Below are 23,698 nucleotides of genomic sequence, written 5' to 3' on the forward strand. Positions count from 1 at the left end.
CGTGTCCGCTGTGACTATGACGGAGCCCATGTTCCTGGCGCTCACCGCGCTGGTGGACCGGCCGCGGCACGGATACGGGATCGTCCAGGAGGTCGACCGGCTCTCCGGGGGGACGGTCCAGCTCAAGATCGGCACCCTGTACGGCGTGCTGGACCGGCTGGCCGGTGACGGGCTGGTCGAGCTCGACCGCGAGGAGGCCGAGAACGGGCGGCTGCGGCGCTACTACCGGCTCACCGACAGCGGCGCGGGCGCGTTGCGGGCCGAGGCCGAACGGCTGGCCGCCAACGCCCGCACCGCGACCGAGCGGCTGCGCGCCCGGCCGGTGACCCCATGACCGCGCCCGACCCCACCCCTCCCGCCCCTTCTGAGCCCGCTCCTTCCGGGCCGTCCCTGCTTGAGCGGCGGTATCGCGGGGCGTTGCGGCTGCTCCCGGCCGGGTACCGGGCCGAGCGGGAGGAGGAGATGGTGGCCGCCTTCCTGGAGCTGTACGGCGAGGCTCCCGATGAGGCCAACCCGCGGCCCGCCTGGGCGGAACTGGCCAGCGTGGCGGCGCTCGCGGTACGGGTGCGGTTGAGCTGGACGCCCCGGGCGGCGGCCTGGGGCGGGGCGCTGCGGCTGCTGGCGGTGCTCGGGCTGGGCCTGCAGGCGATGGTCACCGTCGGGGTGCTGACCGGGCTGCCCGCCGAGCAGGCCGAGGCGGTCGGGCCGGCGGGGTCGGGGGTGCTGCTCGTGCTCTTCGTGGCCGGGCTGAGCTGGTTGCCGGCCTTCGCGGCGTTGCTGCAGGGGTATGTGCGGGCGGCCAAGGCGCTGGCCCTGACCGGGCTGGCCGCCGAGCTCGCCTGGATCGCCACCCCGGCCTGGCTCGGCACCCTCGCCATCGGCGGCACCCCCACCGAAGCCCCCACCGCCACCTCCGCCGAGACCTCCACCGCTACCTCCGCCGGAACCTCCGCCGCTACCTCTGCCGGAACCTCCACCGCGATCCCCACCGCCGCCTCTGCCGGAACCCCCGGCGTCACCTCCGCCGACGCGGCCGGGGGCGCCCTCGCCACCGAGGGACCCGGCGGTTTCCTCGCGGCCGAGGATCCCGCTGGGGTCGGGGTGGCGGACGGGCTGGCGGGGGTGGGCGGGCTGGACTGGCACGCCGTGCTGACCGGCCACCTGCCCGCCCTGCTGATCATGGTCGTGCCGGTCCTCGCCCTCCTGCTCGGCCAGCACCGCGGCGCTCCAACCGGGATGCTCGGCCGGCAGCGTGGCGCGACGGTCGCGGGGCGGGGGTGGTGGCCGGTGGGGGCTGTGGTGGTGGCCGGGGTGCTGCCGCTGGTGCTGGGCGCGACGGTGTTGCGGGAGCCGGGCACGCCGCCGTGGATCGCGGTCTGGGGCGACCTGCCGGGCTACGCGGCCCTCCTGGTCGTGGTGGCCGCGGTGCCCGCGCTGTGGCTGCGCTCGGCGGACGCCATGCTCGCCGTAGCCCTGCTGGGCGTCACCGCCCTGCTGGCGAGGGGCCTGTCGGGCCTGTGGGCGGGCCAGGAGACCGCGATCGCGATCCAGGTGATCACGGTCACCGTGCTCAGTGTGACGCTGGCGGCGGCAGGGATGCGGGGGCTGCCTGCCGTACCGAGGGAGAACAGCGGCTTGGCGCGCAGGTAGGGACGGCATATGTTGAGTCATGAGCTCCCGCGAGGCCCGCATTCTCGACGTGCTCCTGACCGAGTTCGGCGACTCCATCCAGCGTGAACCGGCGGCCTTCGCCCGGAAGTTCCGGAAGATGGCCGCCACCCCGTTCGCCTTCTACCGCGGCAGCGCCGCGCTCTTCTACGCGGACATGACCGGCGACTTCGCCGACTCCGCCTTCCTCGACGAGCGCACCAGCCACGTGTGGATCCACGGCGACCTGCACGCCGAGAACTTCGGCACCTACATGAACGCCTCCGGCGTGCTGGTCTTCAACGTCAACGACTTCGACGAGGCCTACGTCGGCCCCTACACCTGGGACCTCAAGCGCTTCGCGGCCAGCGTGGCGCTGATCGGGTATGCCAAGGCCCTGTCGGACGAGGCGATCTCGGCCCTGGTCGGCGAGTTCGGGCACGCCTACCTGACCGAGCTGCACGCCATCGCGCACGGCGGCGACGACGCGATCGGCTCGCTGACCCTGGAGACCACCAGCGGCGTCCTCCACCGCGTGCTGCAGACCGCGCGGCTGTCCACCCGGGTGGCCATGCTGGACGTGGAGACCACCATCGACGACTACGACCGCCGGTTCACGATCATGGAGGGCCGCGAGGCGGTCGGCGAGGCCACCCGGCGCAAGGTCTGCGCGGCCTTCGAGGACTACCTCGCCACGCTGCCGATTCCCTCCAGCCCGGTCGAGCACCACATCAAGGACGTGGCGCTGCGCAAGGGCGTGGGCATCGGCTCGGCCGGGCTGCCCTCCTACAACCTGCTGCTGGAGGGCCGCTCGCAGGCCCTGGAGAACGACGTCATCCTCTACATGAAGCAGGCGCAGGTGCCCGCGGTCGCCCGGCACATCACCGACCAGCGGGTCCGCGAGTACTTCCTGCACCAGGGCCACCGCACCGCCGAGTCGCAGCGCGCCCTGCAGGCCTACGCCGATCCGTGGCTCGGTTACACCACGCTCGACGGGGTGGGCCAGCTCGTCGCCGAGGTCTCCCCCTACTCCGCCGACCTCGACTGGGGCGACGTCAACGAGCCGGAGGAGCTGCGCTCGATCATGAGCGACCTGGGCCGCGCGGTGGCGCGCATGCACTCGGTGGCCGACGACGAGTCGAGCCACGACCTGGTCGACTTCTCCACCGAGGAGGCCATCGCGGAGGTGATCGGCGGCGACGAGCGCGGCTTCCTGGCGATGCTGACGGATTTCTCGCATCGATACGGGGCACAGGCTCGCCAGGACCACCAGCTCTTCGTCGACCTCTTTAGGAACGGCCGCATGCCGGGACTCTGACGGGAGGAGCATGCCCGCCTTCGACTCGTCCACGGTGACCTTCGACCTGCCCGATCGCGGACGGCTGGCCGGGGTGCGCCTCTACCAGGAGGTCGGCCTGCGCACGCTCGACTTCGAGCCGGTCGCCGGGGGCTGGCGGCTGGTCACCGCCCGGCCGCCGGTCTCGCGCATGGAGTACCTCTTCGAGCTGCTGCACCGCGACGGCAACCGCGAGACCGTGCTCGACCCCGGCAACGCCCGGCGCGTGGCGGGCGTGTTCGGGGACAAGAGCGTGCTGGAGTTCGAGGACTACGCGCCGCCCGGCTGGCTGGCCGAGCCGCCCCGCGAAGGGCACCGATCCGGTACGGCAGGCCGCCCCGAGGTGTCGTGGTGGTCGCCGGAGGCCGGGGACGAGCCGCTGCCGCTGCTGCTGGTCCACGACGGCCCGGAGTACGACGCCCTGGCCTCGCTCACGCACTACGTCTCGGCCGGGATCGCGGCCGGCCGGCTACCCCGGCTCCGGGTCGCGCTCCTGCATCCGGGCGAGCGCAACGGCAGCTACAGCGTCAACGACGACTACGCCGACGCCCTGGCCGCGCTGGCCCGCGAGACCCCGGCAACCGTGCGGATCGGGATGGGCACCAGCCTGGGCGCGCTGGCCATGCTCCACGCCCACCGCCGCCACCCCGATCTGGCCGACGCGCTCTTCCTACAGTCGGGCAGCTTCTTCACCGACGCCTTCGACCGGCACGAGCGGCGCTTCCCGGGGTACGCGCGCATCACCGCCTTCGTCGAGGAGGTCGGCCGTGGCGATCCGGTCCGGCCGGTCCCGGTGGCGCTGACCTGCGGAGGCGCGGAGGAGAACCTGCGCAACAACCGATCGATGGCCGAAATTCTGGACGCACAGGGGTACAAGGTGACATTTCGGGAAACGAGGGATGTGCACAACTACACCGCCTGGCGAGACGCCTTCCACCCCAGCCTGACCCGCCTGTTACAGGAGGTCTGCGCATGACCCGCGAGCTGGTCGACGGCGTCCTCGCCTACGGCCACTGGGGCCGCCCGATGATCGTCTTCCCCAGCGAGCAGGGCAACGCCCGCGACTTCGAGAACAACGGCATGCTCGCCGCCGTCGCCGACCTGGTCGAGGCGGGCCGCGTCAAGATCTACTGCGTGCACAGCGCCGACGCCGGCACCTGGTCCAACCGCGACATCCCGCTGGAGGAACGGGCCCGGCGGCACGCCGGCTACGAGGAGTGGATCACCGGCCGGGTCGCCCCGGCGATCCTGGAGGACTGCGCGGGCCAGGGCGAGATCATGCTCTTCGGCTGCAGTCTCGGCGCCTTCCACGCCGCCAACTTCGCCCTCAAGCGGGCCGACCTGTTCCCGCTGGCCCTCTGCCTGTCCGGCAGCTACGACCCCTCCCGCTGGCACGGCTGGGGCGAGCGCGGCGAGGCGACCTACTTCAACAACCCACTGGACTACGTGCCGCACCTGCACGGCGACCACCTCGACTGGCTGCGCTCGCGGGTCAGCCTGCTGCTGGTCTGCGGCCAGGGCCAGTGGGAGGACACCACCGGCGCGCTGGACAGCACCCGCGCCCTCGCCGCCGCGCTCGCCGCCAAGGGCATCCGGCACGAGCTCGACCTGTGGGGGCACGACGTGCCGCACGACTGGCCCTCCTGGCGCGCCCAGCTCGCCCACCACCTCGGGAGGTTCACATGAGACACCTGGTCGGCCTGCTGCTCGGCACGGAGGAGGACTGGCCGACGGCGTATGAGACCCTCATGCGCCGCGCGGCCCCCGGCTTCGACGTCGAACGGCTGACCATCGAGCCGTTCAACCTGCGGGACAAACCCCGCCACCAGGTCGTCATCGACCGGCTGGCCTACTGGTACTACCACCCGCGCGAGTGGTTGAAGAAGGTCGCGATAATGGACGACGTCTACGTCCTCAACAGCCCCTTCACCTTCCAGGCGATGGAGAAGCACACCGCCTACTGCGCGCTCATGCGGCTGGGCATCAAGGTGCCGGAGACGGTGCTCGTGCCGTACAAGAACCCGCTGGACAACGCGCGCTACGCCTACACCGCGGCCCGCTACAACCGCTCCTTCGACCTGGACGCGATCGCCGAGGAGCTCGGCTACCCGATCGTCATGAAGCCCTACGACGGCGGCGCGTGGCGTGGCGTGTCGATGGTGCGCTCGCCCGAGGAACTGCACGCCGCCTACGACGCCAGCGGCGAGATGCTCATGCACCTGCAGAAGGCGATCGAGGACTACGACGCCTTCGCCCGGTCGCTGTCCATCGGCGCCGAGACCATGGTGATGAAGTTCCGGCCGGAGCTGCCCATGCACTCGCGCTACGCCGTCGACCACTCCTTCCTCTCCCCCGAGGTGGGCGAGGAGGTGGTGACCATCTCGCGGCTGGTCAACGCCTTCTTCCGCTGGGAGTTCAACTCCTGCGAGGTGCTGGTCAAGGGCTCGGACGTGCATCCGATCGACTACGCCAACGCCTGCCCGGACGTGGCGCTGACCAGCCTGCACTACTACTTCCCGTGGGCGATCAAGACGCTGGTCAAGTGGACCGTCTTCTGCGCCGAGACCGGCCGCCGGCCGCGCATCGACCTGGACACCCGCGAGTACTTCGCCGTCGAGGGCGGTTACGACGAGCGGCTGGCCGCCTACCGCAAGCTGGCCGACGACTACTTCGAGACCGAGCGTTACCACGAGTTCTGCGCCGACCGGCTGGCCGACCTCGACGAGGTGGTGCTGGACTGGGTGGCCGGGCCCGACTTCGACGACCTGCTGGTGGACACCGTGCGGCACACCTACCCGCCGCACGAGCACGAGCGCTTCGTCGAGCACTTCCGCGGCCTGATGACCCTGTGGGTGAAGGACAACTCCCACTAGTCTCCAGAACATGACTCTGTTCAACGTGGCGGGCAAGCACGTCGTCGTGACCGGCGGCTCCCGCGGCATCGGCCGCATGATCGCTCAGGGCTTCGCGGACGCGGGCGCCTCGGTCACCATCTCCGCGCGCAAGAGCGCGGAGGTGGGCCGGGCGGCCGAGGAGATGGGCTGCGCCGGCGTGGTGGCCGACCTGTCCACCGCCGAGGGCGTGGACACCCTGGCCGACGCGCTGCCCGACCGGATCGACGTGCTGGTCAACAACGCCGGGGCCACCTGGGGCGCGCCCCTGGAGGACTTCCCGGAGACCGCCTTCGACAAGCTCTGGAACATCAACGTCAAGGGCGTCTTCTACCTGACCACGCGGCTGCTCCCCCGGCTGCGCAAGTCCGCCACCGCCGACGACCCGGCCCGGGTGATCAACGTCGGATCCATCGACGGCATCCGGGTGCCGTCGCTGGAGAACTTCCCCTACTCCGCCTCGAAGGCCGGCGTGCACATGCTCACCCGGCACCTGGCCAGGCAGCTCGCGCCCGAGCACATCACGGTCAACGCCATCGCCCCCGGCCCCTTCGAGTCGAAGATGATGGCCTTCGCGCTCGACGACCCGGCGACCCGCAGGCTTGTGGCCGACGGCGTGCCGCTGGGGCGCATCGGCCGGCCCGAGGACATGGCGGGCACCGCGATCTTCCTCGCCTCGCGGGCCGGCGCCTACCTGACCGGGACGGTCATCCCGGTCGACGGCGGCATCTCCTGTTAGAGCAGCTCGGCCAGGGCCCGGGCGAAGTTGGCGGCGGCCTGCTCGTGGCGCAGGTAGAGGTAGGGCTCGGTGAGCTCCAGCTCGATCACCGCCGGGGTGCCGTCGGACAGCCGGACCAGGTCGACGCGGGCGTAGAGCAGGTCCTCGGAGATGGTGGCCAGCACCTTCTCGGCCAGCTCGACCTGGTCGGCGGCCGGGGTGCGCGTGTCGGCCACGGCGTTGTCCATCTCCTTGCGCCCGGGGACGAGCATCGGAGTCCGGCGGACCGAGTGGCTGAAGCGCCGGTTGAAGTAGAGCAGCGACGTCTCGCCCTCGTCCTCGACCATGGTCAGGTAGGGCTGGACCATCGGGGTACGGCCGGCCGCCTCCAGGGCGGCGGCGTGCGCCGCGGCGACCTCACGGTCGGTGGTGCGGATCGTGTCGCGGGCCCCGGCGGAGATCGAGGGCTTGGCGACGTACTCCGGCCAGTCGGGCAGATCGGCCGAGGACCAGTGCGTGGGCACGGTCGGGACGCCGAGGGTGGCCAGGTAGGTCTTGTCGGTGTTGCGCTCGATGACGTCGGCCGGGTTGAGCAGCCGGCTCACCTCGGACACGCGGCGGGTCCAGGCCAGGAACTCGGCGCGGCGGCCGACGTAGTCCCAGGCCGAGCGGATCACGACCGCGTCGAAGACGCTCCAGTCGGCCTCGGGGTCGTCCCAGCGGACGATCCTGCCGTCGATCCCGGCGGCTCCCCAGGCCTGCACGGCCAGGTCGCGCTCGTCGTCCGGCCCGTCATACGTCACATATGCACAAATAGTCACGCAACGGATGATATTTGCCGGTCAAGCGCACGGTCTGCAGACCCCCAGCTCCCGGGGGACCGGGCCCCCACCCCGCCCTGCCCCCCGGGAACCGGATGCCCGCCGTACCCCCGTCCCCCTTGGGGAAGGCGGGCGAGCCGGGCCGCTCGGGCCCGGCTCGCCGCGTCGGAACGGAGCTCCGGCGGGCGAACCCCCGCCGCTAGTCGAGCACGGCGAAGACACCGGCGCGGCTGCCGTTGGAGGCGGTCACCGCGTTGCCGTTGATGTTGTTGACGTTGGTGGCCCAGCCCCCGCCGACGTTGCTGGCGAAGACGTTGCCGAAGGTGTTGCCGGACTGTGAGGACTCGCTGTTCTTGCTCCAGTTCCGGGAGTGGCTGTCGGCGCTGGCGGGCGCGGCCATGAGGGTCACGCCGGCGGCGGCGACGACGATGGAGGTGACGCAGAGCTTCTTGAGCATGGGGATGTCCTTCCGGAGTGTGTGTGCGTGCCGCGAAGACAAGGGACGCGAAGAGAAGGGGATGGTCACCAGAAGATGTAGGTCACGGCGATGCTGCCGTTGGCGGCGGTCGTCGCGAACCCGTTGACGTTGTTCACGTTGGTGGATCCGAACCCGCCGCGGTTGGCCGTGAAGACGTTCCCGAAGGTGTTGCCGGACTGGGAGGACTCGCTGTTGTTGCTCCAGTTGCTGCTCCAGCGGTCCGCGTGGGCCGGGGTGGCCAGCAGGGTCACACCCGCCGCCGCTGCGAGGACGGCGCCGGTGGCGCACAGCTTCTTGATCACTTACAGCTCCTTCGCCGATGGCCGGCAGCCACGTGCCCGGGCCCTCAGGCACACGACTGCCCCTTTGACTCGGCTTGACCTTGGAGGTCAAAGCCAAAGCGATCATATAGCTCTAGGTCATCGAGTGGTAGCGGAGAGTAATTAGAAGTTTCTTCGGCGTGTCTTTTCGCTGACATGGGTTGGCAGTGAGGCGGCGTTAGCGTGCGAGGCATGATCTACGAGTTTCGGCAGTACACGCTCCATCCCGGCGTGCGGGAGGAGTTCGTGCGGCTCTTCGAGCGGCACTTCGTCGAGTCGCAGGAGGAGGCCGGGATCAGCCTGGTCGGGATCTTCACCGATCTCGACCGGCCCGACGCGTTCGTGTGGATGCGCGCCTTCCCTGACATGGAGGCCAGGCGGGTGGCCCTGGAGGAGTTCTACCTGCGGGGGGCGGCCTGGCGGGAGCATCGGGACGCGGCCAACGGGATGATGATCGACTCCGACGACGTGCTTCTGCTGCGGCTGGACGGCGTGCCGGTGGTGCCGGGCGGGGCGGGGCCGGTCGAGGCGGTGGTCGCGCCGGCGGCGGTGGAGCCGGGCGGGGCCGCGGTGGTCTTCGAGGGCGAGCACTCGGTGAACACCTTTCCCCGGCTGCCGGTGCGGGAGGGGGAGGACGTGCGGCTCTGGCTCGGGCGCGGGCTGAGCGCGCCCCCGGAGGCCCTGCAGCACCTCCGGCTCCTGCCGACTTCCCGGTCACCCATCCGCTGACGAGCCCACCCTCCGCCGAGGGGAAGCAGGCCGCGGAAAGAGACCGCTGGGGAAGGAGGCCGCTGAGGAGGGGGGCCGCCGGGGAAGGAGGCCGCGGGCGGATCGGTCGGTCAGCCGTCCGCCAGGGTGCGCCAGGCGGGTCGTTCGCCGCCGCCGTGGACGAGGAGTTCGGCGCCGGTCACGTAGCCCGGCCCGGCCAGCCACAGGCAGGCGTCGGCCACGTCCTCCGGCCGGGCCAGCCGCCCGGCCGGGACGGTCGCGGCCACCGCGGCGACCCGCTCCGCGCCGCCGTAGTGCTCCGGCACGCTCTCGGTCTCGGCCAGCCCCACCACCACGGTGTTGACCCGGACCGCCGGCGCCCACTCGGCCGCCAGGCAGGCCGCCAGGTGGTGCAGCCCGGCCTTCGCCGCCCCGTAGGCCGCCGTGCCGGGCGAGGGCCGCGCGCCGCTGGTGCTGCCGATCATCACGATCGACCCGCTGGCCGCCGCGAGCAGGGGGTGGGCCCGCTGGGACAGCAGCAGCGGGGCGATCAGGTTGAGCTCCACGATCCGCCGGTGCAGCCGCGGCGAGGTGCCCGCCACCGGCGCGTACGGCGAGCCGCCCGCGTTGTTGACCAGCACGTCCAGCCGCGCCAGCCCCTCCAGCAGCCGCTCGGCGTCGGCCTCCTCGCGCACGTCGGCCTGCACGAAGCGCGCGGTCCGCCAGGGATGGGCCGAGCCGGAGATCCAGGTGCGCACCGGCGCCGGCGGTTCCTTGCGCGCGCAGACGATCACCTCGGCGCCCGCTTCGAGGAAGCCGCGGGCGATTCCCGCGCCCAGTCCCTTGGTGCCGCCGGTGACCAGCACGACCTTGCCGGTGAAGTCGTATCGCGTGCGCACGGATGCTACCGTACCAAGCAAGCGTTAGGTAAACCATGGGAGCGGCATGGCCATAGACGCAGTCCCCGGCCCCATCACCGAGATCGTCATGAACGCCCCGCCGGTCAACGCCCTCACCGCGGCCGGCTGGCACGAGCTGGCGCGAGCCGTACGGCAGGCCGGAGAGGACCCCGCGACCAGGGTTGTGGTCCTGAGAGCCGAGGGCCGCGGCTTCAACGCCGGCGTGGACGTCAAGGAGCTCGACGCCGACGAGTCCCTCATGGTCGAGGTGAACCGCGGCTGCTTCGCCGCCTTCGCGGCGGTCTACGAGTGCGCGGTGCCGGTGATCGCCGCCGTGCACGGCCACTGCCTGGGCGGCGGCGTCGGCCTGGCGGGCAACGCCGACATCGTGCTCGCCAGCGAGGAGGCCTACTTCGGCCTGCCCGAGGTGGAGCGCGGCGCGCTCGGCGCGGCCACGCACCTGGCCCGGCTGGTGCCGCAGCACCTGATGCGGGCCATGGTCTACACCTGCCGCACGGTCAGCGCCCGCGAGCTGCACGCCTTCGGCTCGGTGCTGGAGGTCACCTCCCGCGACTCCTTACGCGCCGCCGCGTTCGACCTCGCCGGGCGGATCGCGGCCAAGGACCCCGAGGTCATCCGCCGGGCCAAGGAGTCGCTCAACGGCATCGACCCCGTGGACGTGCGCCGCAGCTACCGCTTCGAGCAGGGCTTCACCTTCGAGCTCAGCCTGCTGGGCAAGCGCAGGGGGCTGGCATGAAGGTCATGACCGCGGCGCAGGTGGCCGGCCGGCTGGAGAGCGGGATGACCGTCGGCATCGGCGGCTGGGGCTCGCGCCGCAAGCCGATGGCGCTGGTCGCCGCGCTCGCCCGCTCGCCGCTGACAGACCTCACGATCGTCTCCTACGGCGGGGCCGACGTGGGCCTGCTGTGCGCCGCCGGCAAGGTGCGCCGGGTGGTCGCGCCCTTCGTCACGCTGGACTCCATCCCGCTCGACCCGCACTTCCGGCGGGCCCGGCAGGAGGGGCGGGTGGCCTTCACCGAGTGGGACGAGGGGATGTTCATGGCCGGGCTGCTGGCCGGGGCGCACCGGCTGCCGTTCCTGCCGACGCGGGCGGGGCTCGGCTCCGACGTGCTGCGGATCAACCCGGAGCTGCGGACGGTCCGCTCGCCGTACGGGGGCGAGGAACTGGTCGCGGTCCCCGCGCTCACCCTGGACGCGGCGCTCGTGCACCTCAACCGCGCCGACGCCCGCGGCAACGCCCAGTACCTCGGGCCCGATCCCTACTTCGACGACCTCTACGCCAAGGCCGCGACCGCGACCTACGTCTCCTGCGAGCGCGTCGTGGACACCGCCGACCTGCTCAAGGAGGGGCCCGTGCAGTCGTTGCTGATCAGCCGCTCGATGGTCGCCGGGGTGGTGGAGGCGCCCGGCGGCGCGTGGTTCACCAGTTGCGAGCCCGACTACCCGCGCGACGAGGAGCGGCAGCGGCGCTACGCCACCACCGGCTGGGAGGAGTTCCTCGATGAGCAGGGCTGACGTCTGCGTGCTCGCCTGCGCGGAGGCCTTCCGCGGCGACGGGGAGATCCTGGCAGCCGGGATCGGCGGCGCGATCACCGTGCTGGGCGCCCGGCTGGCCCGGCTGACCTTCGAGCCCGAGCTGCTCACCCACGACGGCACCTGCCTGCTCACTGGGGACGTGCCGCCGCTGGGCGAGGCTCCCGAGGTGGTGGAGGGCTGGCTGCCCTTCCGCGACCACCTCTGGCTGGTCCTGCACGGGCGCCGGCACGTCATGCTCGGCGCCTCCCAGATGGACCGGTACGGCAACAGCAACATCTCCTGCATCGGCGACTGGGCCCGGCCCAAGGCCCAGCTCCTCGGCGTGCGCGGCGCGCCGGGCAACACGTTGTGCAACCCGACCAGCTACTGGATCCCGCGCCACTCGCCGCGCGTGTTCGTCCAGCGGGTGGACCTGGTCAGCGGCCTCGGCACCGATCGGGGCGCGGCCGACCTGCGCCGCGTGGTCACCGACCTGGCCGTCCTGGACTTCCGCACCCCGGACGGCTCGATGCGGCTGGCCTCGGTCCACCCCGGCGTCACCGTCGAGCAGGTCGTCGCCGCCACCGGCTTCGAGCTGACCGTGCCCGCGCACGTGCCGGTCACTCCCGAACCCACCCCCGCCGAGCTGGCCGTCCTGGCTCGCCTCGACCCGGCCGGGCAGCGCCACCGCGAGGTGCCGTGAAGACCGCGCTCACCGAGCTGGTCGGCTGCCGGCACCCGATCGTGCAGACCGGCATGGGCTACGTCGCCGGGGCGCGGCTGGTGACGGCCACCTGCCGGGCGGGCGGGCTCGGCGTCATCGCCGCCGCGACCATGTCCGTCCCCGAGATGACCGCGGCCATCCGCGAGGTCAAGGCGGCCACCGAAGCGCCCTTCGGGGTGAACATCCGCGCCGACGCCGCCGACGCCGCCGAGCGGGCCGAGGTGATGATCCGCGAAGGCGTCCGTGTCGCCTCCTTCGCCCTGGCCCCCCGCCGCGAGCTCATCGCCCGGCTCAAGGACGCCGGCGTCGTCACCATCCCGTCGGTCGGCGCCCGCCGGCACGCCGAGAAGGTCGCCGCGTGGGGCGCCGACGCCGTCATCGTCCAGGGCGGCGAGGGCGGCGGCCACACCGGGCCGCTGGCCACCACGCTGCTGCTCCCCCAGGTGGTCGACGCGGTGGACATCCCGGTCGTCGCCGCGGGCGGCTTCTTCGACGGCCGGGGCCTGGTCGCCGCCCTCGCCTACGGCGCGGCGGGGGTGGCCATGGGCACGCGCTTCCTGCTGACCAGCGACTCGCCGGTGCCGGACCGGGTCAAGCGGGCCTACCTCGACGCGACCGAGACCCTCGTCACCACGCAGGTGGACGGCGTCCCGCACCGCGTGCTCCGGACCCCGTTCGTGGACTCGCTGCACCGCCGGGCCCGGCTGGTGCGGGCCGTACGCAACGGCCTGCGCCTTCGCGAGGTCTCCGGCCTCTCGCTCCGCGCGCTGCTCGGCGAGGCCCGGCGGATGAAGGCGAGCCGGGACCTCACCTGGGCGCAGGTGCTCCAGGCGGCCGGCACCCCGGTGCTGTTGCGCGCCGCCATGGTCGACGGGCGCGCCGACCTGGGCGTCATGGCCTCCGGGCAGGTGGTCGGGGTGATCGGCGACCTGCCGTCGTGCGCGGAGCTGATCGCCCGGATCATGACCGAGGCGGAGCGGACCCTGAAGCGCCTGCCGCCGCCCTAGACGACGTGCAGCCCGCGGTCGGCCAGGAGCGCGGCGGCCTGGGCGGGCGTGATGGCCGCGCCGGCCAGGACGCGCAGGGTCGCGTCGTCGGGATGGCCGAGGTCGGCGCCGCGCAGGTCGGACTTCGCGAAGACGGTGCCGATCATGCGCGCGCCGATGAGCCGGCAGTCGGCCAGGACGGCCCCGGTGAAGTCGCAGCCGGACAGGTCCGCGTCGTCGAAGCGGATGCCCTGGAGAGTGGCGTTGCGGAAGGAGCAGCCGCCCAGGTTGGCCATGGTCAGGTTGCTGCGCTCGACGTGGAAGCCGGTGCCGCGGGCGCCGGTGAGCTTGGCGCCGATCATGCGGCAGCCGGTGAAGGAGGCGTCGGTCAGCAGCGCGCCGCCGAACACCGCCGAGGACAGGTCCACGTCGGTGAAGACCGCGTCGAGCAGGTCGGCGTCACCGAACCGCGCGCCCAGGCCGCCACCGCCGTGGAACGCCGCGCCGTCGAGGTCGGCGCGGCGGAAGTCGGTCTGCTCCAGCACGCAGTTGTCGAACCGCGCACCCGCCAGCGACGCGCCCCACAGCTCGGTGCGGGTGAGGTCGCAGTCGCGGAAGGTGTGCGGTTCGGCGGGGAGATCGTCGAGCGTGCGGCCCGAGAGGTCCTGTCCGGTGAAGTCCATCCGAGGATGTTAGAGGCCCCCTGCGACAGTCTTGCCGTCGACCAGGACGGCCAGCGGCCGGGCGTCGCTGATCGCGGTGGCCGGGACGGCGAACAGGTCGCGGTCGAGCAGCAGCAGGTCGGCCTGCTTGCCCACCTCCAGGGACCCGGTCTGGCCGCGCATGCGGAGCTGGATCGCGGTGTTGAGGGTGTGCATGCGCAGCGACTGCTCCAGGGTGAGCGCCTGGTCGGGGCCGAGCGGCTTGGCGTAGCGCGGGTAGGCCTTCGGGTCGTCGATGGTACGGGTGATCGCGGCCTCGATCTGCCGGAAGGGGTTGAGCGGGTCGACCGGGAAGTCGCTGCCGCCGGCGACCAGCGCGCCGGCCCGCCACAACGAGCGGGCGGGGTACTGCCGCTTCCAGCGGGACTCGCCGAGGTGGGCGCGGACCGCGTCCACGGTGTAGGGGTCGCGCTGGGCCCACTGGAGCTGCAGGTCGGCGATGACCCCGAGCGGGCGGAAGCGCTTGAGGTCGACGGGGTCGACGAGCTGCAGGTGCGCCAGCGAGTGCGGCTTGCCGGGCCCGTTGACCCGCCGGGCGTACGCGACGGCGTTCAGCGCCTGGTGCACCGCGCCGTCGCCGAGCGCGTGCAGGTGCACCTGCCAGCCCGCCGCGTCGAGGGCGGTGACCGTCTTGCGCAGGTCGCGGTCGCTGACGAAGCGTGTGCCCCGGTTCTTGCTCCCCACGTACGGCTTGCGCAGCAGGGCGGTCTGGGCGGGGTACTCGATGACGCCGTCGAGGAAGATCTTGACGCCGCCGATGCGGAAGTTGGGCCCGTCGAACTGCTCGGCCTGCGCGGCGAGCTTGGCGACCCCGGCCTCGGGGTCCTTGGCGAACTCCCGGGCGTCGATGCGCACGGTGGCGTCGAGCTTGATCGGGACCTCGCCCGCGTCGGCCAGCTCCTTCCACACCGGGAGCTGGTAGGGCTCCAGGATGACCGAGTTGGCGCCGGTGATGCCCGCCTTGACGGCGGCCGAGAGCATGGCCTTGATGCCCGCGCGCACCCGCGAGGCGGCGGGCTTGGGGATCACCTTGGTGATCAGGCGGCCGGCCTCCTCCTTGAGGTAGCCGGTGGGCCGGCCCTTGGCGTCCTTGACGATGACGCCGTTGGGCGGGTTCTTGGTCTTGGCGGTGATCCCGGCGAGCTTGAGCGCGCGGCTGTTGACCCAGGCGTTGTGGCCGTCGGTGGAGAACAGGTAGATCGGCCGCTTGGTCTTCAGCTTGTCCAGGAGCCGGCGGGTGGGGGTGAAGCCGGCCGGCTTCATGCCCTGCAGGTCCCAGTGGAAGACGGTCAGCCAGTCGTCGTCGCCGCCCTTGTCGGCGTCGAGGCACTTCTGCAGCCGCTCGAGCAGCTGGGCGGCGGTCAGCTCGGCGTACTCCAGGCTGCAGTCGAACAGCTCCGGCTCCAGGTGGATGTGGCCGTCGAGGATGCCCGGCATGACCATGCGCCCGTCGAGCCGGACGAGCTTGGTGCCCTCGCCGACGTAGGCGGCGGCGCCCTTCTCGTCGCCGACGTAGACGATCTTGCCGTCGTCCACCGCGACCGCGCGGGCGAGGCCGCCCTTGGCGGCGGTGTAGACGGTGCCGCCGGTGAAGACGGTGTCCGCCGGGTCGATCTCCGTTCCGGCGGACGCGGCGGGCGCGGACACGGCCAGGCAGGCCAGGGCGAGTACGGCGGAAGCCGCGGCGATGCGCCTCACGGGGCACACCTTCCTCTCCAGCATCAGGGGGATTGCTGAAGGACTGTGCCGGGTGAGGACGCCTGGCCGCAAGGGAGCAGTCTGTAACGGATTCCGAGTCGATATCGCCCGGTGACCGCAGATTCCGGGTCTATCCGGTGACGCCGGTGATGACTTCGGCCGCCGCCTGGCCGCAGACGCGGGCCGAGCCGTACGTGGCGATGTGCACCGCGCCGAGGTCCACCCGCTCGGGCAGGCCCATCTCGACCACGACGGCCTCGGGCCGGGCGCAGAGCAGGTGCTCCAGCGCCTGGAGCTGCCACGGGTAGCGGTGGGCGTCACGCGCGACGATCACCAGCGGGCGCCCGTCGGTGGCGGCCAGCAGCGCCTCGATGGCCGGGCCTGCGGCGTTGTCCAGGCGGGTCACCGTGGTGCCGGGCATCAGCTTGGACAGCGGCTCGCCGACGCCCCAGGGGGTGCTCTTGTCGATGGCGAGGTTCATCTCCGGGGCCAGCTCGATCACCTGCGGCGCGGTGGTGATCGGCAGCACCGGGGCGGCCGAGCGGCGGGTGACGCGGACCGCGCGGCGGGCGGCGGCCAGGCCGCTCTCGTCGCGGGAGGGCTCGGGGGTGCCGGGCCGGCGGGTGGCGAGGCTCCAGTCGGCCAGGTCGGCGACGCGCTGGGCGGCGTCGGCCAGGCGGGACTCGGGCAGCCAGCCCTCGACGACCGCGTCCACGATGGCGTCGCGCACGGCGACGGCGGTGGCCTCGTCGGAGTGCTCGCCGCCCACGCAGATCGCGTCGGCGCCGGCCGCGACGGCCCGCGCGGAGGCGCCGCCCAGGCCGTAGACGCCGGCGACCGCGGCCATCTCGATGCCGTCGGTGATGATCATGCCGTCGAAGCCGAGCTCCTCGCGCAGCAGCTCGGTCAGGATGCGCGGGCTGAGCGTGGCGGGCAGGCCGGGGTCGAGCAGGGGCACGAGCAGGTGGCCGGTCATGACCGAGCGCACCCCGGCGGCGATGGCGGCGCGGAAGGGGATCAGCGCCTCCTCGTAGCCGGGGCCGACCACGGGCACGCCGTGGTGGGAGTCGACGGAGGTGTCGCCGTGGCCGGGGAAGTGCTTGGCGCAGGCGGCCACGCCCATCGCCTGCAGACCGCGGACGAAGGCGGTGGTGTGCCGGGAGACCAGGGTGGGGTCGGCGCCGAAGGCCCGCAGCCCGATGACCGGGTTGTCGGGGTTGGAGTTGACGTCGGCGGAGGGGGCGAAGTCGACCCCGATGCCCACGGCGGCCAGGTCGCGGCCGAGGCCGCAGGCGACCGCCTCGGTGAGCGCCACGTCGTCCACCACGCCGAGCGCGTAGGGGCCGGGGCGGCTGCTGCCGGTGGCCACCTCCAGGCGGGTGACGTCGCCCGACTCCTCGTCCACGCCGACCAGCACCGCGGGATTCTCCGCGCGCATGGCCGCGGTCAGCTCCGCGACCTGGGTGAAACCGGCGATGTTCCGGGAGAAGAGCACCACACCGGCCAGGCCTTCGCCGAGGCGGCGACGCAGCCAGTCGGGCGGGGTGGTGCCTTGGAACCCGGGCAGGAGGACGGAGTCGGCAAGCCTGAGCAGGCCGCGGTCGCGCGTGGGCATGACCCGAAATCTAATAGGAAACTTTCCTATTTGCTAGAGGCATTTTCAAACGTCAGAACGCCGCACTCCCCTACCTTCTGTAACGAACTCCGCGATGGCCGCACCCGTCACCGCGTCCTTGACCGAGATGCGGAAGTCGGTGCTGCTCGCCGTACCGGACAGATAGCCGCGGCGGCCGTCGAAGAACCGCAGATGCGGGTTGGCCGCGAGCACGGCCGGGGCGTCGGTGACCGGCGGGCGGCTGGAGACGGAGCTGGCCACGAACTCCGAGCCGACGATCGCCGAGGCCGGGTCGAGGAAGTCGGCCAGCAGGTCGCCCACCCAGGTGTTGTGCACGTCGCCGCTGAGCACGACCAGCCCCTCAGGCCGGGTGGCCAGGATGCGGGCGCGCTGGGCCTGGAAGCCGTCCCAGGCGTCGAGCCGCAGGCTGGGCGGGTTGCCGGGGACCAGGCGGCGGGCGAAGAAGAGCGGCTGCACGAGCACCTTCCACCGCATCGTGCTGACCTTGAGCCGGTCGAGCAGCCACGCCTCCTGGGCCCTGCCGAGCATGTCGCCGGGCACCCGGAACTGGCGCGAGTCGAGCACCATGAAGTCGGCGATCCGCCCGTAGCTGCGGCGCCGGAACATCTGCAGCAGGTGCCCGTCGGGTTTGACGCGGATCGGCATGTTCTCGTAGAAGGCCCGGTAGGCGTGGGTCCGCCGGGCGAAGAAGGCCGGCGCGCCGGTGTAGTTGTCGGCGACCTCGTGATCGTCCCAGGTCGCCACCCACGGCGCGGCGGCGTGCGCGGCCTGCAGGTCCTTGTCGAGCTTGTAGCGCGTGTAACGCAGCCGGTAGGCGGCGAGCGTGGCGGCCTCGCCCGGATCGGGCAGCGGGCGTACCGGGTCGGCCGCCTGCCGCGACTCGTAGATGTAGTCGCCGACGAAGAAGACCACGTCGGGACGCTCGGCGGCGAGATGCCGGTAGGCCTGGTAGAGCCCGTGCTCGTAGCGCTGGCAACTGGCCAGCGCGAAGCGCACGGGCGCGGTGGAGGCCGGGTCGGGGGCGGTGCGGGTGCGTCCGGTGGGGCTGACGTCCCGGCCGGCGCGGAAGCGGTAGAAGTACTCCGCGCCGGGGCGCAGCCCGTCGACGCGGGCGTGGACGCTGAAGGCCCAGGCGGGCTGGGCCTGCAGGCGGCCCGAGCGGACCACCTTGGTGAAGCGACTGTCCTCGGCGACCTGCCACTCGACGGCGACCGGCCGAGCCGGCAGGCCGCCGCCGGGCTGCAGCGGCCGGGGAGCTAATCGGGTCCAGAGGACGACGCCGTCGGGGAGCGGTTCCCCCGAGGCGACGCCCAGCGTGAAGGGGTCGGCCATCCGGCCAGGCTAGTTGAAGCAGTCCTGCGCGTTCAGGCCCAGAGCCAGCTCGTAGACCTTGCCCTTGGCGTCGAGCAGGAAGGAGTAGTAGGCCTTCGCGTTGCCGGGCACCGGCGTGTACGGGTAACCGCTGGCGGCGGTCTTCAGCTTGGGATAGGCCTTCTTGATCTGCTTGAGGGTGGCGCCGATGCCGATGCCCTCGGGCGTCTTCATGCCCTTCCAGCCGAAGATCGCGGCGACGCCGTGCTTCTTCGAGATGTACAGGCCGACCGTGTCCTTGCCGGTCGGGTGGGCCTTGAGGTCCCAGCCGGAGCAGGTGCCCTCGCCGGCCTTCATCTTCAGGACGATCTTGCCTGTGGCGTATGCCTTCTTGGCGGTCATGCCGAGCTTGACCGCGCCGTATCCGTTCGGCCCGAGCGTGGACTTCGGCGCCGCCAGCGCGGGGGCCGAACCACCGATCACCAGAGCACCGGCCACCACTGCCGCTCCCAGAATCTTCATGACCGTTACGACTCCTCTGAGCGGCCGGAAGTTCACAGCCGTTCGATGATCGTGACGTTGGCCTGGCCGCCGCCCTCGCACATGGTCTGCAGGCCGTAGCGCCCGCCGGTGCGTTCCAACTCGCCCAGGAGCGAGGTCATCAGCCGGGCGCCGGTCGCGCCGAGCGGGTGCCCCAGGGCGATGGCGCCGCCGTTGGGGTTGACCCGCGCCGGGTCGGCCCCGGTGTCGGCGAGCCAGGCCAGCACCACGCTGGCGAACGCCTCGTTGACCTCGAAGGCGTCGATCTCGCCGACGGACAGCCCGCTGCGGGCCAGGGCGTGCGCGGTGGCCGGGATGGGCGCGGCGAGCATCATGATCGGGTCCGCGCCGCGCGCCGACAGGTGGTGGATCCGGGCGCGCGGGGTCAGCCCGTGCTCGCGTACGGCCTGCGGCGAGGCCACCAGCAGGGCGGCCGCGGCGTCGGACAGCTGTGAGGCGAGCGCAGCGGTCAACCGGCCGCCGGGCAGCAGCGGCTTGAGCGCGGCCATCCGCTCCGGCGTGGTGTCGCGGCGCGGCCCCTCGTCCACGGCGACGCCCTCGACCGGGGCGATCTCGGCGGCGAAGCGGCCCTCGTCGATCGCGGCCAGGGCGCGGCGGTGCGATTCGAGGGCGTAGCGCTCCATCGCCTCGCGGGTGAGGCCCCACCTGCGGGCGATCTCCTCCGCACCGGCGAACTGGGAGACCTCGCGCGTGCCGTACCGCTGGGTCCAGCCCTTGGAACCGGCGAAGGGCGTCTCGAAGCCGAGCGCCCGGCCGGCCAGCATGGCGGTGGAGATCGGGACCAGGCTCATGCTCTGCACGCCGCCCGCGACGACCAGGTCGGCGGTGCCGCTGAGCACGGCCTGGGCGGCGAAGTGCACGGCCTGCTGCGCGGAGCCGCACTGGCGGTCGACGGTGACGCCGGGCACGTGCTCGGGCAGGCCGGCGGCCAGCCAGCAGGTGCGGGCGATGTCGCCGGCCTGGGGGCCGACGGTGTCGACGCAGCCGAAGATCACGTCCTCCACGGCGCCCGGGTCGAGACCGGTGCGGTCCATGAGCGCGGTGAGCACGTGCGCGCCGAGATCGGCGGGGTGCAGGGCGGACAGGCCGCCGCCGCGGCGGCCGACGGGGGTGCGGACCGCGTCGACGAGATAGGCCTCACGCATGGATGAACCCTATCAAGCGCTTGGTTAAACACGAACCTGGCGAACAAGCGATTGCGCAAGGGCCATAATGGTTCCGTGCCCACCACCAGAAAGAACACCGCTCCGGCCACCACCACCCGGCGTCAGCGGCCGGCGAGCGGATCCGCCTCCGAGCGTCGCGACCACCTCGTGAAGCTCGCCGCGGAGCTGTTCGCCCGCAAGGGGTTCCAGGCCACCACCGTCCGCGAGATCGCCGACGAGGCCGGCATCCTGTCCGGCAGCCTCTACCACCACTTCGACTCCAAGGAGACCATCGTCGACGAGGTGCTCAGCACCTTCCTCGACGACCTGGTGGGGCGCTACCGCGGGGCGCTGGAGGCCGGGGGCAGCCCGCGCGAGGTGCTCTCCGAGATGGTGCGCATCGGCTTCTCCACGCTGGAGCCGCACCGCGCGGCCATCACCGTGATGCAGAACGACTGGAACTACCTGCGCTCCCTGCCCGGCGACCGCTTCGACTACCTGGTCAAGGTCGAGGAAGAGGTCGAGCGCATGTGGCTGGAGCAGATCAAGGCCGGCCAGGCCGCCGGGCAGTTCCGGCCCGACGTCGACCCCAAGCTCACCTACCGCATGATCCGCGACACCATCTGGGTCGCCGTGCGCTGGTTCCGTCCCGGCGGGCGGCTCAACACCACCGGGCTGGCCGAGCACTACATCACCATGCTCTTCGACGGCCTGGCCACCGGCGAGCGGACCTCCCAGCAGGCATGAGCGTCGTCGAGGCGGCTCGCGCCGCGCTCCGCCGGGTGGCCGAGCCGGAACGGGCGGCGTCCATGCAGGCGTACATGAAGTCCGACATGCCCTTCCTCGGCGTCCCGGCCGGGCCCCGGCGGGTGGCGCTCAAGGCCGCCTTCCTCGCGAACCGCCTCGACAGCGCGCCCGAGTGGCGGCGCGCGGTGCTGGAGCTGTGGCGCGAGGCGGAGTACCGCGAGGAGCGCTACGCGGCGATGGAGCTGGCCGGGTTCCGGCTCTACCGCGACTACCAGACGCTCTACACCGTGCCGATGTACGAGGAGATGATCGTCACCGGCGCCTGGTGGGACGTGGTCGACGAGCTCGCCACCCACCGCATCGGCGGGCTGCTGGCCGCCTTCCCCGACACGATGCGCTCGCTGATGCTGGAGTGGGCGCACGACAGCGACCTGTGGAAGCGCCGCACCGCGATCCTGTCCCAGAACCGGTTCAAGGACCGCACCGACACCGCGCTGCTCTACGCCTGCATCGAGCCGAGCCTGTCCGACCACGACTTCTTCGCCCGCAAGGCGATCGGCTGGGCGCTGCGCGAGTACGCCAAGGTCAACGCCCGCGAGGTGGTGCGGTACGTGCAGGCCAAGGGCATCAGCGGGCTGAGCCGGCGCGAGGCGCTCAAGAACGTCGCACCAGCCCCAGGATGAGGTACGGCACGGCCGCCAGGCAGAAGAGCTGCCACGACGCCAGCCACCCCGAGCCCAGCCCGTACCCCGCGTAGACCAGCACCACGACGGTCTCCGTGCCCAGCCCGGACAGCGAGGTGACCGTCGCGCGGGCGGTGTCGTCGATGCGGTCCTGGAGCCTGGTGTCGGCGGCCACGACCGCCCACCGGAAGATCCCGAACGCCACCGCGACCAGCGCGAACCCCGCCACCGTCCCCCAGCCGCCGACCCCGTCCGGGAACCCTGGCGCTGGCGTCGCCCTTCCGATCGTCACCGCACCCCCGGCCAGGCAGAGGGCCGCCACGATCAGGAGCGGCCGTTCGGCGCGCAGGCCGCGCCCGGCCAGCCAGCCGCCCGCCGTCTCCCCCGCGGTCACCACCGTGACCAGCAGAGCCGCACCGGCCGGGCTCGCGCCGCCCTCGACCGCCAGCAGCGGCAGGAACTCGTCGATCCCGGTGCACCCGTACACCGCCACCAGCAGCAGGAGCGCCCGCCGGACCGCCGGGCCACGCCGTACCTGTGCCACGCCCGAGCGCAGCACCTGCCGGAAGGTCGGCTCCTCCTCCGGCTCGCCCCGCGTCTCCGGCAGCGACCAGCCGGCCAGCGCCGTCAGCAGGGGGACCACCACGCTGGCCACTCCGAGCGCGACGTAGCCGCCCGCCTGCAGCACCGGCGCGGCCAGCGCGGAGGCGAGCATGATCGCGACCGTGCTCGCCACCTCGGCGCGGCCGATCACCCGGGCATAGGAGTCTTCAGCGCCGAGCCGGGCGAGCTCCTCGTAGACGAGCGCCTCCCAGGCCCCCGACCGCACCGCCCCGGCCGCGCCCCACAGCACGAAGCCCACGGCGAAGGCGGGATAGCTCGGCAGGAAGGTCCACAGCGCGTAACCGGCCCCGGCCAGCAGCGGCGACAGGGCCATCAGCTTGCGGCGGGAGAACAGGTCCGCCCACACGCCCGAGGGCAGTTCGAGCACGAACCCGGTGACCGACCAGATCACCAGCAGCGAGGAGATCTCGCCGGGCGACAGGCCGTGCGCCGCGAACAGCAGCGCGTAGACCGGGTAGACGAGGATGAAGTCCTCGAGGAACGCGTAGGCGTAGAGCCGGCGCGTCAGCCGATGTTCAGGTGTGGATCAATGTCGGCGTCTCATGCGCCTCAGCCTAGACGACCCTTTCGCGGCGAGGCGAGCGGATTTCGCGCGGGCCAGTCACCTGGTCCTGTCACCTGGTCGTGTCACCTGGTCCACAGGGAGTCCTGGACCGCCTGGACCAGCGCCATGAGCTCGGCCGCCGGGCGGTCGGCGGACCAGGCGAGACCGTAGGTGAGGCGCAGGTCGGGCGGGTCGAGCGGGACGAACTCCACGTCGTCGCGCCGGATCGTGCGGGTGAGGAGCTGCGGCACCGGCAGCACGCCCGCGCCCGCCGCCACCAGGTCGAGCGCGGCGGCGAAGTCGTCGAGGTCGTCGGCGACCACGCGGTGCCGCCCGCCCCACCGGGCCGCCACCGCCGCCCACGCCCCGCCGACCGGGCGGTTGCGCGGCACCAGCAGCACGTCCCTGGCGCCGCGGCCCGGGTGGGCGGGCCTGGCGAGGCGGTCGAGGGCGACGTGGAAGCGCGCGCCGGTCACGAAGCCGGCCGGGGCCGGCACGGCCATCAGGGCGGCGGAGACCTCCCCCGCCTCCAGCGCGGCCGCGGCGGCCGCGCGGCCCGCCAGGCGCAGCTCGACCGTCACCGGCGGGGTACGGCCGGCCAACCGGCGGGCGGCCCGGGCGGCGAGCGGCCCGGCGAGGGGTGGATAAGCCAGATGGATGACCGGCCGGGCCAGCCGCTCGGCCTCGGCCTCGAAGGAGTCCATGGCGGCGAGCACCTGAAGGGCGTGCTCCAGGAGCGTCCTGCCCTGGGGTGTCAGCCGCACCGCGCGGGCGTTGCGCTCCAGCAGCCGCAGCCGCGTCGCCTTCTCCAGCCGGGTGACCGCCTGGCTGACGGCCGGCTGGGACAGGCCCAGGTCGGCGGCGGCACGGGAGAAGCTGCGCGCCTCGGCCACCCGGACGAAGCACTGCAGCTCGCGAAGCATAAGCAGCACGAATAGATGATGCACCACCGCGCCGGGACAG

General features: G+C 72.5%; 26 protein-coding genes. 14 read left to right on the forward strand and 12 right to left on the reverse strand.

The window, feature by feature from the left end; all coding sequences use genetic code 11:
• Window positions 1–16 precede the first annotated feature (16 nt).
• Genes AB0I67_RS35085 through AB0I67_RS35115 form a run of 7 tightly spaced genes read left to right on the forward strand, consistent with a single transcriptional unit; the run spans window position 17 to window position 6,613 of the window.
• The gene (locus tag AB0I67_RS35085) at window positions 17–334 is read left to right on the forward strand and encodes a helix-turn-helix transcriptional regulator (protein ID WP_357932976.1); all 318 of its coding nucleotides are present in this window, start codon (window positions 17–19) and stop codon (window positions 332–334) included.
• Window positions 331–1,650 (forward strand): hypothetical protein, encoded by a 1,320-nt coding sequence (locus AB0I67_RS35090; RefSeq protein ID WP_357932749.1) that lies wholly within the window; start codon window positions 331–333, stop codon window positions 1,648–1,650. The genes AB0I67_RS35085 and AB0I67_RS35090 overlap by 4 nt, the downstream gene beginning before the upstream one ends.
• 19 nt (window positions 1,651–1,669) lie before the next feature.
• Window positions 1,670–2,965 (forward strand): DUF2252 domain-containing protein, encoded by a 1,296-nt coding sequence (locus AB0I67_RS35095; RefSeq protein WP_357932751.1) that lies wholly within the window; start codon window positions 1,670–1,672, stop codon window positions 2,963–2,965.
• 10 nt (window positions 2,966–2,975) lie between these two features.
• On the forward strand, window positions 2,976–3,959 hold the full coding sequence (locus AB0I67_RS35100; protein WP_357932754.1) for a hypothetical protein: 984 nt from the start codon (window positions 2,976–2,978) through the stop codon (window positions 3,957–3,959).
• Window positions 3,956–4,669: an alpha/beta hydrolase-fold protein gene (locus AB0I67_RS35105; protein ID WP_357932756.1), complete on the forward strand. Its 714-nt coding sequence runs from the start codon at window positions 3,956–3,958 to the stop codon at window positions 4,667–4,669. Before AB0I67_RS35100 ends, AB0I67_RS35105 begins: the two co-directional genes overlap by 4 nt.
• A complete protein-coding gene (locus tag AB0I67_RS35110; RefSeq protein ID WP_357932759.1) occupies window positions 4,666–5,856 on the forward strand; it encodes a hypothetical protein in 1,191 nt (396 codons plus the stop codon). Before AB0I67_RS35105 ends, AB0I67_RS35110 begins: the two co-directional genes overlap by 4 nt.
• Before the next feature lie 10 nt (window positions 5,857–5,866).
• A complete protein-coding gene (locus tag AB0I67_RS35115; protein WP_357932761.1) occupies window positions 5,867–6,613 on the forward strand; it encodes an SDR family oxidoreductase in 747 nt (248 codons plus the stop codon).
• Here AB0I67_RS35115 and AB0I67_RS35120 read toward each other — a convergent pair.
• The 3 genes from AB0I67_RS35120 to AB0I67_RS35130 all read right to left on the reverse strand — a co-directional run bounded on the left by AB0I67_RS35120 (window position 6,610) and on the right by AB0I67_RS35130 (window position 8,193).
• A complete protein-coding gene (locus AB0I67_RS35120; RefSeq protein WP_357932764.1) occupies window positions 6,610–7,413 on the reverse strand; it encodes a hypothetical protein in 804 nt (267 codons plus the stop codon). The two genes, AB0I67_RS35115 and AB0I67_RS35120, sit on opposite strands and share 4 nt — an antisense overlap.
• A 199-nt stretch (window positions 7,414–7,612) precedes the next feature.
• Window positions 7,613–7,870, reverse strand: coding sequence for a hypothetical protein (locus AB0I67_RS35125; protein ID WP_357932767.1), 258 nt, complete (start codon window positions 7,868–7,870; stop codon window positions 7,613–7,615).
• 65 nt (window positions 7,871–7,935) lie between these two features.
• The gene (locus tag AB0I67_RS35130) at window positions 7,936–8,193 is read right to left on the reverse strand and encodes a hypothetical protein (protein WP_357932770.1); all 258 of its coding nucleotides are present in this window, start codon (window positions 8,191–8,193) and stop codon (window positions 7,936–7,938) included.
• A 210-nt stretch (window positions 8,194–8,403) separates the two neighbouring features.
• On the opposite strand from AB0I67_RS35130, the gene AB0I67_RS35135 reads away from it, so the two are divergent.
• Window positions 8,404–8,940, forward strand: coding sequence for an NIPSNAP family protein (locus tag AB0I67_RS35135; RefSeq protein ID WP_357932773.1), 537 nt, complete (start codon window positions 8,404–8,406; stop codon window positions 8,938–8,940).
• A 110-nt stretch (window positions 8,941–9,050) separates the two neighbouring features.
• On the opposite strand, the gene AB0I67_RS35140 is transcribed toward AB0I67_RS35135, so the two are convergent.
• The gene (locus tag AB0I67_RS35140) at window positions 9,051–9,818 is read right to left on the reverse strand and encodes an SDR family oxidoreductase (RefSeq protein WP_357932776.1); all 768 of its coding nucleotides are present in this window, start codon (window positions 9,816–9,818) and stop codon (window positions 9,051–9,053) included.
• A gap of 46 nt (window positions 9,819–9,864) precedes the next feature.
• Here AB0I67_RS35140 and AB0I67_RS35145 point away from each other — a divergent pair, with 46 nt between their 5' ends.
• From AB0I67_RS35145 to AB0I67_RS35160, 4 genes are read left to right on the forward strand one after another with little or no spacing between them, the layout of a single operon-like run.
• The gene (locus tag AB0I67_RS35145; RefSeq protein WP_357932778.1) at window positions 9,865–10,575 is read left to right on the forward strand and encodes an enoyl-CoA hydratase family protein; all 711 of its coding nucleotides are present in this window, start codon (window positions 9,865–9,867) and stop codon (window positions 10,573–10,575) included.
• 5 nt (window positions 10,576–10,580) lie between these two features.
• Window positions 10,581–11,354 carry a CoA-transferase gene (locus AB0I67_RS35150; RefSeq protein WP_357932978.1) on the forward strand — a complete coding sequence of 258 codons (774 nt, stop codon included), beginning with the start codon at window positions 10,581–10,583 and terminating at the stop codon, window positions 11,352–11,354.
• On the forward strand, window positions 11,341–12,057 hold the full coding sequence (locus tag AB0I67_RS35155; protein WP_357932781.1) for a CoA-transferase: 717 nt from the start codon (window positions 11,341–11,343) through the stop codon (window positions 12,055–12,057). The genes AB0I67_RS35150 and AB0I67_RS35155 overlap by 14 nt, the downstream gene beginning before the upstream one ends.
• Window positions 12,054–13,085, forward strand: coding sequence for a nitronate monooxygenase (locus AB0I67_RS35160; protein WP_357932784.1), 1,032 nt, complete (start codon window positions 12,054–12,056; stop codon window positions 13,083–13,085). Before AB0I67_RS35155 ends, AB0I67_RS35160 begins: the two co-directional genes overlap by 4 nt.
• On the opposite strand, the gene AB0I67_RS35165 is transcribed toward AB0I67_RS35160, so the two are convergent.
• From AB0I67_RS35165 to AB0I67_RS35190, 6 genes are all read right to left on the reverse strand, one after another.
• Window positions 13,082–13,747, reverse strand: coding sequence for a pentapeptide repeat-containing protein (locus AB0I67_RS35165; protein WP_357932787.1), 666 nt, complete (start codon window positions 13,745–13,747; stop codon window positions 13,082–13,084). The two genes, AB0I67_RS35160 and AB0I67_RS35165, sit on opposite strands and share 4 nt — an antisense overlap.
• Before the next feature lie 9 nt (window positions 13,748–13,756).
• On the reverse strand, window positions 13,757–15,484 hold the full coding sequence (locus AB0I67_RS35170) for an amidohydrolase (protein WP_357932790.1): 1,728 nt from the start codon (window positions 15,482–15,484) through the stop codon (window positions 13,757–13,759).
• Between the two features lie 130 nt (window positions 15,485–15,614).
• The gene (locus AB0I67_RS35175; RefSeq protein ID WP_357932792.1) at window positions 15,615–17,099 is read right to left on the reverse strand and encodes a glycoside hydrolase family 3 N-terminal domain-containing protein; all 1,485 of its coding nucleotides are present in this window, start codon (window positions 17,097–17,099) and stop codon (window positions 15,615–15,617) included.
• A gap of 45 nt (window positions 17,100–17,144) precedes the next feature.
• Window positions 17,145–18,452 carry an alkaline phosphatase D family protein gene (locus tag AB0I67_RS35180; protein WP_357932794.1) on the reverse strand — a complete coding sequence of 436 codons (1,308 nt, stop codon included), beginning with the start codon at window positions 18,450–18,452 and terminating at the stop codon, window positions 17,145–17,147.
• A gap of 9 nt (window positions 18,453–18,461) precedes the next feature.
• Window positions 18,462–18,953, reverse strand: a complete 492-nt coding sequence (locus tag AB0I67_RS35185; RefSeq protein ID WP_357932797.1) for a hypothetical protein — start codon at window positions 18,951–18,953, stop codon at window positions 18,462–18,464.
• Window positions 18,954–18,985: 32 nt separating this feature from the next.
• Complete coding sequence (locus tag AB0I67_RS35190; RefSeq protein WP_357932800.1) at window positions 18,986–20,137, reverse strand: acetyl-CoA C-acetyltransferase; 1,152 nt, start codon at window positions 20,135–20,137, stop codon at window positions 18,986–18,988.
• A gap of 75 nt (window positions 20,138–20,212) precedes the next feature.
• On the opposite strand from AB0I67_RS35190, the gene AB0I67_RS35195 reads away from it, so the two are divergent.
• Together AB0I67_RS35195 and AB0I67_RS35200 are read left to right on the forward strand one after the other, a co-directional pair.
• Window positions 20,213–20,884, forward strand: coding sequence for a TetR/AcrR family transcriptional regulator (locus AB0I67_RS35195; RefSeq protein ID WP_357932803.1), 672 nt, complete (start codon window positions 20,213–20,215; stop codon window positions 20,882–20,884).
• Window positions 20,881–21,567 (forward strand): DNA alkylation repair protein, encoded by a 687-nt coding sequence (locus AB0I67_RS35200; RefSeq protein ID WP_357932806.1) that lies wholly within the window; start codon window positions 20,881–20,883, stop codon window positions 21,565–21,567. Before AB0I67_RS35195 ends, AB0I67_RS35200 begins: the two co-directional genes overlap by 4 nt.
• Here the strand turns inward: AB0I67_RS35200 and AB0I67_RS35205 are convergent.
• Window positions 21,539–22,699, reverse strand: coding sequence for an MFS transporter (locus AB0I67_RS35205; protein WP_357932981.1), 1,161 nt, complete (start codon window positions 22,697–22,699; stop codon window positions 21,539–21,541). The two genes, AB0I67_RS35200 and AB0I67_RS35205, sit on opposite strands and share 29 nt — an antisense overlap.
• A gap of 119 nt (window positions 22,700–22,818) precedes the next feature.
• Window positions 22,819–23,658, reverse strand: coding sequence for a LysR family transcriptional regulator (locus AB0I67_RS35210; protein WP_357932983.1), 840 nt, complete (start codon window positions 23,656–23,658; stop codon window positions 22,819–22,821).
• Window positions 23,659–23,698: the final 40 nt, after the last annotated feature.

It is taken from the genome of Nonomuraea sp. NPDC050310 (assembly GCF_040655795.1).
Lineage (GTDB): Bacteria > Actinomycetota > Actinomycetes > Streptosporangiales > Streptosporangiaceae > Nonomuraea.

Coding starts and splice junctions, on each gene's coding strand:
- AB0I67_RS35085 (WP_357932976.1), top strand. CDS start 17: ATGACGGAGCCCATGTTCCTGGCGCTCACCGCGCTGGTGGACCGGCCG.
- AB0I67_RS35090 (WP_357932749.1), top strand. CDS start 331: ATGACCGCGCCCGACCCCACCCCTCCCGCCCCTTCTGAGCCCGCTCCT.
- AB0I67_RS35095 (WP_357932751.1), top strand. CDS start 1,670: ATGAGCTCCCGCGAGGCCCGCATTCTCGACGTGCTCCTGACCGAGTTC.
- AB0I67_RS35100 (WP_357932754.1), top strand. CDS start 2,976: ATGCCCGCCTTCGACTCGTCCACGGTGACCTTCGACCTGCCCGATCGC.
- AB0I67_RS35105 (WP_357932756.1), top strand. CDS start 3,956: ATGACCCGCGAGCTGGTCGACGGCGTCCTCGCCTACGGCCACTGGGGC.
- AB0I67_RS35110 (WP_357932759.1), top strand. CDS start 4,666: ATGAGACACCTGGTCGGCCTGCTGCTCGGCACGGAGGAGGACTGGCCG.
- AB0I67_RS35115 (WP_357932761.1), top strand. CDS start 5,867: ATGACTCTGTTCAACGTGGCGGGCAAGCACGTCGTCGTGACCGGCGGC.
- AB0I67_RS35125 (WP_357932767.1), bottom strand. CDS start 7,870: ATGCTCAAGAAGCTCTGCGTCACCTCCATCGTCGTCGCCGCCGCCGGC.
- AB0I67_RS35135 (WP_357932773.1), top strand. CDS start 8,404: ATGATCTACGAGTTTCGGCAGTACACGCTCCATCCCGGCGTGCGGGAG.
- AB0I67_RS35145 (WP_357932778.1), top strand. CDS start 9,865: ATGGCCATAGACGCAGTCCCCGGCCCCATCACCGAGATCGTCATGAAC.
- AB0I67_RS35150 (WP_357932978.1), top strand. CDS start 10,581: ATGACCGCGGCGCAGGTGGCCGGCCGGCTGGAGAGCGGGATGACCGTC.
- AB0I67_RS35155 (WP_357932781.1), top strand. CDS start 11,341: ATGAGCAGGGCTGACGTCTGCGTGCTCGCCTGCGCGGAGGCCTTCCGC.
- AB0I67_RS35165 (WP_357932787.1), bottom strand. CDS start 13,747: ATGGACTTCACCGGACAGGACCTCTCGGGCCGCACGCTCGACGATCTC.
- AB0I67_RS35175 (WP_357932792.1), bottom strand. CDS start 17,099: ATGCCCACGCGCGACCGCGGCCTGCTCAGGCTTGCCGACTCCGTCCTC.
- AB0I67_RS35180 (WP_357932794.1), bottom strand. CDS start 18,452: ATGGCCGACCCCTTCACGCTGGGCGTCGCCTCGGGGGAACCGCTCCCC.
- AB0I67_RS35185 (WP_357932797.1), bottom strand. CDS start 18,953: ATGAAGATTCTGGGAGCGGCAGTGGTGGCCGGTGCTCTGGTGATCGGT.
- AB0I67_RS35190 (WP_357932800.1), bottom strand. CDS start 20,137: ATGCGTGAGGCCTATCTCGTCGACGCGGTCCGCACCCCCGTCGGCCGC.
- AB0I67_RS35200 (WP_357932806.1), top strand. CDS start 20,881: ATGAGCGTCGTCGAGGCGGCTCGCGCCGCGCTCCGCCGGGTGGCCGAG.
- AB0I67_RS35210 (WP_357932983.1), bottom strand. CDS start 23,658: ATGCTTCGCGAGCTGCAGTGCTTCGTCCGGGTGGCCGAGGCGCGCAGC.